General features: G+C 70.5%; 2 protein-coding genes. Both read left to right on the top strand.

Annotated features, from left to right (window positions below):
* Positions 1-330: 330 nt before the first annotated feature.
* Complete coding sequence (locus tag AC5RV2_RS18325; protein WP_494093514.1) at positions 331-828, top strand: sigma-70 family RNA polymerase sigma factor; 498 nt, start codon at positions 331-333, stop codon at positions 826-828.
* A partial coding sequence (locus AC5RV2_RS18320) for a zf-HC2 domain-containing protein (protein ID WP_494093513.1) occupies positions 825-1,056 on the top strand: 232 nt, incomplete at its 3' end. The genes AC5RV2_RS18325 and AC5RV2_RS18320, both read left to right, overlap by 4 nt.

Raw genomic sequence — 1,056 nt, 5'->3', positions numbered from 1 at the left:
TTCCGTACCCGAGCCGCCGCCGCAGCCGGCGAGGCCCAGCATGGCGGCGGCCAGCAGGGCTGTCGCGGCTGTCTGTGTGATTTTCATGGGGGTTCCTTTGCCGTCTCCCGGGCGGGCCCGGAGCGTGGTGCCGCGGGGCGCGGCCCGCTATTGGCAAAGACGCCGGCCGCGCCCACAATGGTTCAACGTCGGGCGGGTGAATCCCGCGGGCTGGATGAACCGGAACGCCGCCGCCGTCGTCGTACCCGGTAGGACGCCGCGTGGAACGCTGCGCGGGGACGTTCCGCCGCCGGTGGGGCGGCCGGGGCTGCCGGGAGGAAGGAGGCGGCCGTGGCATTGGACGACGAGGCCGTGGCCCGCCTCTACCGCGACCATGCCACGGCGCTGCGCCGGTTCGTGCGCGCCGCGACGTCCGACGCGGACCAGGTGGAGGACGTGGTGCAGGAGACGATCCTGCGGGTGTGGAAGCGCGGCCCGGAAACCGACAACATGCGTGGCTACCTCTACCAAACCGCCCGTCACGTCATTATCGACGGCTACCGGCGCCGCACCCGGCGGCCGGGCGAGACCGGCCTGGGCGAGGACGATCCGGCCAGCGAAGAAGACCAGTTGGAGCGGCTCCTGCTCCGCGTGGTCATGGAGGAAGCGCTGGCACGCATCAGCCCCGAGCACCGCAACATCATCCTTGCCCTGCACTACCAGCGGCTCACGTCGTCCGAAGCCGCCCGGTCGCTGGGCATTCCGCTGGGCACGGTGAAGTCGCGGGCGTTCTACGCGGCCAAGGCCCTGCGCGCCGTGCTGGACGAGATGGGGGTGGGGCAGCCGTGAACGCCAACGAGGAACTGCACCAACTGCTCGGCCTCTATGTGCTGGGCGGGCTGGACCGCCGCGAGCGGGCGGAATTCGAAGAACACCTGGCCTCCTGCTCCCAGTGCCGCCGGGAGGCCGCGGAGCTGGAACACCGCCGTCGGCACGGTCAGCTTCGAATTGGGCGGAACCGTCCATACCCTGGTTGCGGAGCAAGAGAAACTGGGCGCCTTGTCGCTGAACTTCCAC

The sequence above is a fragment of the Arthrobacter sp. Y3225116 genome (assembly GCF_059091245.1).
Note: the sequence above shows the minus strand (reverse complement) of the source record. Positions and strands in the feature narration are given on the sequence as shown.